5 protein-coding genes are annotated in these 5,071 nt (G+C 40.6%); 2 read left to right on the top strand and 3 right to left on the bottom strand.

All coding sequences use genetic code 11. The annotated features are described in order from the left end of the window. Positions 1–57: 57 nt before the first annotated feature. Complete coding sequence (locus tag CXF78_RS09655; RefSeq protein ID WP_011636381.1) at positions 58–303, bottom strand: hypothetical protein; 246 nt, start codon at positions 301–303, stop codon at positions 58–60. Positions 304–417: 114 nt separating this feature from the next. On the opposite strand from CXF78_RS09655, the gene CXF78_RS09650 reads away from it, so the two are divergent. Next, complete coding sequence (locus tag CXF78_RS09650; protein ID WP_167526085.1) at positions 418–1,011, top strand: uracil-DNA glycosylase family protein; 594 nt, start codon at positions 418–420, stop codon at positions 1,009–1,011. 42 nt (positions 1,012–1,053) lie between these two features. Here CXF78_RS09650 and CXF78_RS09645 read toward each other — a convergent pair whose 3' ends face one another. Both CXF78_RS09645 and glnD read right to left on the bottom strand, forming a co-directional pair. Then, a complete protein-coding gene (locus tag CXF78_RS09645) occupies positions 1,054–1,554 on the bottom strand; it encodes a YcxB family protein (protein ID WP_011636383.1) in 501 nt (166 codons plus the stop codon). A gap of 147 nt (positions 1,555–1,701) precedes the next feature. Beyond that, positions 1,702–4,350 carry a [protein-PII] uridylyltransferase gene (gene glnD, locus CXF78_RS09640; protein ID WP_011636384.1) on the bottom strand — a complete coding sequence of 883 codons (2,649 nt, stop codon included), beginning with the start codon at positions 4,348–4,350 and terminating at the stop codon, positions 1,702–1,704. An 81-nt stretch (positions 4,351–4,431) separates the two neighbouring features. Between glnD and CXF78_RS09635 the strand changes: the two genes are divergently transcribed. Further along, positions 4,432–5,071, top strand: a 640-nt coding sequence (locus tag CXF78_RS09635) for a pseudouridine synthase (RefSeq protein WP_102036649.1), incomplete at its 3' end; no start/stop codon positions are given.

Here is a 5,071-nt window from a genome sequence, read left to right as displayed (position 1 = left end):
TTATAGGGAGTCAGTTGATACTAGTCATTATGAAGATAGTCTAGGCTTGGTACTGGCTTAATCTAGGCTAGCAACACGTTCGTAGCCCATTTCGGTTAATTGGTCGTTAACGCAATCAAGCAAAAATGCGTCGACTTCACTTTCTGGCAGTTGGTCTTCAAGTGCAATTTGTTGGCAGGCTTCTTTTAATGAAACCACATCGTTAACGGGTGCTTGGGGAAGTGCTGCAGCGCTAAAACTTATCGCTGTACCGCTAATTAACATAGCAGCTAAAGTTGTACGGGCTAAACGTGAATGTTGCATGGTTGTTCCTTCTTGGGAGAACTTTGTTATTTTGACAAATACTACTGCAGCTTAGTTCCGTTGGATATAGTGATTTACACGCTTTTTATGATTTTATATACAAAAAGTAAGGCATTGGATATGGTTTCGTTACTCACTCAAGTAAAAAATTGTCAGCTTTGTGCATCATGTCTAGTTGATGGTGTACGCCCAGTAGTACAAATTGATCCGCAAGCAAAAGTGTTGATCATCGGTCAGGCCCCTGGACGTAAAGTACATTTGTCGGGTATTCCATTCGATGACGCCAGTGGCGACCGATTGCGGTTGTGGCTAGGGGTAACTAAAGACGTTTTTTACGATGCTAAACAGATTGCTATTATGCCGATGGGTTTTTGTTATCCGGGTAGTTATGCCGCTTCTGGTAAAGGAAAGTCTGGCGACTTACCTCCGCGGCCTGAATGTGCGCCTAAATGGCATGATTTATTGCTGCAGCAGTTAGTTAACGTCAAGTTGATATTATTGGTAGGGCAATATGCACAACAGTATTATTTAGCCGATAAGCCGAAAACATTAACCGAAACTGTGCAGCAATGGCGCAGGTTTGGGCCACGTTATATTCCTCTGCCGCATCCCAGTCCGCGTAATAATATTTGGCTTAGTCGTAACCCATGGTTTGAAGATGAGTTACTTAGCGACATTAGTCTTCGTGTTGCGAATGCATTAGCCTAGGCGTTATTGTTTGTGATCTATTAGGTTAAGTTATATTTCAAGCTATTGTTTCTGATTAATAAAGTCGATAGCGCTTTTATCTAAGCAGCGTTTAGACAAATAAGTCGTGGTTTTTTGCAGTTTAATTAACAAGCCTGCATCGGTTTCAGTAATTCGATAAATATCAGTCCACAAAATCTGTTGATTAACATGGAGTGACTGACTATTGATACCATTATCATCTATTGTGAGATTGACATGCTCACCAGCCGCTTTACTCATCATTTGACGCCATAACCACCAGGTTTTATTAAAACGAATACTCAAAAACTCTACCACGGCCAAACCAATAAAAAAGTAGCCTAAATAGTAGGTTTCTTTAGTACTCATCGATGTTGGGCTTACTGTGTCGAGCATTAGAATAGCCAAACCTACAAGCGCAAAGATTGTGGTTTTAATGAAACGTTTTGGTGAGGTGTTGGGGTTAATTGATTGCTGATAACATTCTTCAAAGTACGATTTGTCTAGTACATATTCAGCAGTATAACTAAAGGCTTGTGACATGATGACCTAATTAACGGCAGTTGATGGGGGTGATTATCGCATAGTCATCAGTTTGCTCAAAGTCTGCTTAGTGGTGAAATAAAAGCGCCACGGTGATTAATTCACACATGGCCCATTTATATCAATAACACTGACTGATTAAGGTTGTTATTCGTCGGTGGTAATGGCTTGCATTAGTGTTGCTGACAATTGCTGCTGTTGTTCTGGGGTTAATTGTTGATCGTCTTTATTGGATAATAAAAACACATTGTCTGCGCGTTCGCCGACTGTACTGATGGTGGCAGAATGAATATTCAAATCCAATTCTCTAAATGCACTGGCAATTTGTTCCATAAATTCACTGGTGTCTAATGCTGAAACATTGACTAAGCTACGGGTCGATTTTCGTGAATGTAGAAATTCGATATTGGGCTGATTATCGAAACTCTGATGCCGTCTAGACTGGCGTTTTTTCGGTAAATTAACGCCTTTATCTAACACTTGATGTAATTTGTCGATGACCTGTTCACGGCGCTGAGCGCTGGTAATGGGCTTTTCATCAAAATCGAGTACTTTAAATGACTCAACCACATAACCATCTTTAGTTCGGGCTATTTGTGCTTGTTTTACCGAAATACGTAATGTCGCTAACGTATTGAATAATTTAACAAACAATCCGTGTCTGTCTTTGGTGTAAACAAACACGTCACTGCAACCTTTCACCACTACATCGTCGAGTAAAATCAAGGTGTTGTATTGATTTTCGGCTACTGGTGTAAGATCGTGGTTAATCATTGCTTGGGTATATCTGGCGATATCATCCGCTTCGGCGTTACTGAAAAAGGCGATAGGTAAGCGACGCCATAATTTTTTGATCTCGTCACTGCTATCGTCATCGGCGGCTAATAAATTCAGCGCTTCTTGTTTGTGTTCCCGCACCAAAGTACGCAGTTGCAAAATATTTTCAAAGCCATTGCGCAGTGCTTTACGAGTAACAAAATACAAATCTTTTAATAATGATGCTTTCCAGTCATTCCACAGATCATCATTGGTTGCCTGAATATCGGCAATGGTCAGGCAGTACAGGGCGTCTAAACGGGTTAAGGTGCCTACTTTTTTGGCAAAAGCATTCACGACTTCAGGATCGTAAATATCCATGCGTTGTGAGGTAATAGACATCAACAAATGATTTTCTACTAACCAGCAAATCAGTTTTTCTTGTGAGACTTTTAAGCCATGAAACTTAGCAAATAAATTGGCATCAACAGCACCAAGTTTACTATGGTCACCACCACGGCCTTTAGCTAAGTCATGGAACAATGCTGCAAATAACAGTGTCGATTTGTTAGACATTTTTTGATAAATATCAGCGGCTAATGCCAGATCTTTATCCAACGTTTTGATGTCGTTTCCGTAGATGTATATATTTTTAAGCACCTTGTGGGTGTGCTCATCGACCGTATAGGCATGGAATAAATCAAACTGCATCTGACCAACAACTTCACGCCATTGTGGTAAATAAGACGCTAAAATACCGTGTTGATGCATCAAGGTAATGGCAAGTCCCATGCCTTGAGGATGAACAAATATCGCTTTAAATTGCTCTCTACAACGCTGAAAATCTTGTAAGTCACCCATTAAACGACGTCTTACTTGGCGCAAAGAACGTAAGGTTTCTGCAGTAATACCAATTATTTTGTCGTGATGAATCGCGATAAACTCAAATAACGCCATAATTTGAGTGCGATCGATAAATACGGTTTCGTCTCGAACGTGAATGTACTTATCAACAATTTCAAAGTTATCGTTAATCGCGATTATTTGCGGATTAAGCTCTGGAATAATTTCTCGTTGAAAATACGCCATTAAGATTTTGTTTAATTCGCCTATGCGCTTCATTGCTCGAAATAATTGGCGCATCATTTTTTCAATTGCAATATTGCCGCTTTCGCCGATGGCCATACCATCACCAAAACCCATTAATTTAGCTACTTCAGCTTGGTATTGTAGTAATAAACGATTTTCAGAACGTTGGGCTGCTTGATGCAACGCAAAGCGCACTCTAAATAAAAAGTGTTGGCACTCCATTAACTCAGCGTATTCGTCGTTGGTTAAAAAACCAAAGCTCCGAAGTGATTGCATATTGGCAACGCTGAAATGTTTGCGAGCAACCCAGGTAAGGGTTTGAATATCGCGCATTCCACCAGGGCTAGTTTTAAGATTGGGTTCAATACTGTATGAGGTGCCTTGTGCTTTGGCGTGACGCTCTTGCTGTTCGCTGAGTTTGGCATTAAAAAATGCTTGGCTTTGCCATAAATCTTGGCCGTACAGTGCATTCAACACTTGCTGTTGATGCTGACTATTACCGAATAAATGACGGATCTCCAGTAAGCTGGTTGCAATGGTTACATCATCCTTACAAGCTTGGAATGTGTCAGTTAAACTGCGTACAGCGTGGCCTAAATCGAGATTAAGATCCCAAAGTTGAGTCAGAAATTGGCTTACAGAAGCAGCTTCCGTAGGGGTTAATGGACCATCGTGAATAACGCAGATGTCGATATCAGAGAAAGGATGTAAAGTTTGCCGGCCGTAACCCCCAACTGCATTGAGCGATATACGTGCGGGATCTAATTCGAAGGGTTGCCAAAGTTGGCATAATAGCGCATCGAAAAAATGTGATCGCTTATTCAAGGTGTCATTAATTGCACTTTGAAAAATGTTATCTTGTAAATATTGATCCAGTGACTTAATCGCCTGTTTTAATTCAGCGCTGGTCATATCTGGGCGCAAATCTGTACTAGCAGGTTGCGAAAGCATGTTACTCCTTAATGTTTTTGCCTTTTAACAGAATAAGGTATTCTTAAACAAATTGGTATCATTCTATATTGGTGAAGTTTTATGGTGTCTAAACGAGGTCGACTTGACCAATTTATTGCAGGTACGTTACAGATCCCGAAAAAAGCGGTTCGATTATTGTTAGTTACCAATAAAGTGCTTGTCGATGGCCAGTTTGCTAAGTCACCAGATTTACAGGTTGATGAATTTACTCATATTGAATGTAATGGTGTGGTGCTGCGTCAATACCAAAAACAGTACTATATGCTCAATAAACCTGATGGGGTGGTGAGTGCGACCATTGATGATAAACACGCTACGGCATTAGGATTAATAACTGGCGTCAACACTGATATGTTACATATTGCCGGTCGGTTAGATTTACATTCTACCGGATTATTATTGCTAACCAACGACGCTAAGTGGTCCGAAGCGTTAATGGATCCGCAGCATAAAGTCGACAAACAGTATCTGGTAACGTTAGCTAATCCACTAGAGCAAGAGTATGTAGAGGCATTCTCCAAAGGGATGTATTTTGGATTTGAGGATATCACCACGTTACCGGCACAACTTACGTTATTATCGAGCCATCGAGCTCGGGTTGTGTTGCGTGATGTCATGTATCATCAAATTATACGTATGTTTGGTCGTTTTAGACATCCGGTAGTCGCGTTACATCGTTTATCTCTTGTTAAATTAGTTC

Source organism: Shewanella sp. 11B5 (genome assembly GCF_002836795.1).
In the GTDB taxonomy this organism is placed as follows: Bacteria; Pseudomonadota; Gammaproteobacteria; order Enterobacterales; family Shewanellaceae; genus Shewanella; species Shewanella frigidimarina.
Note: the sequence above shows the minus strand (reverse complement) of the source record. Positions and strands in the feature narration are given on the sequence as shown.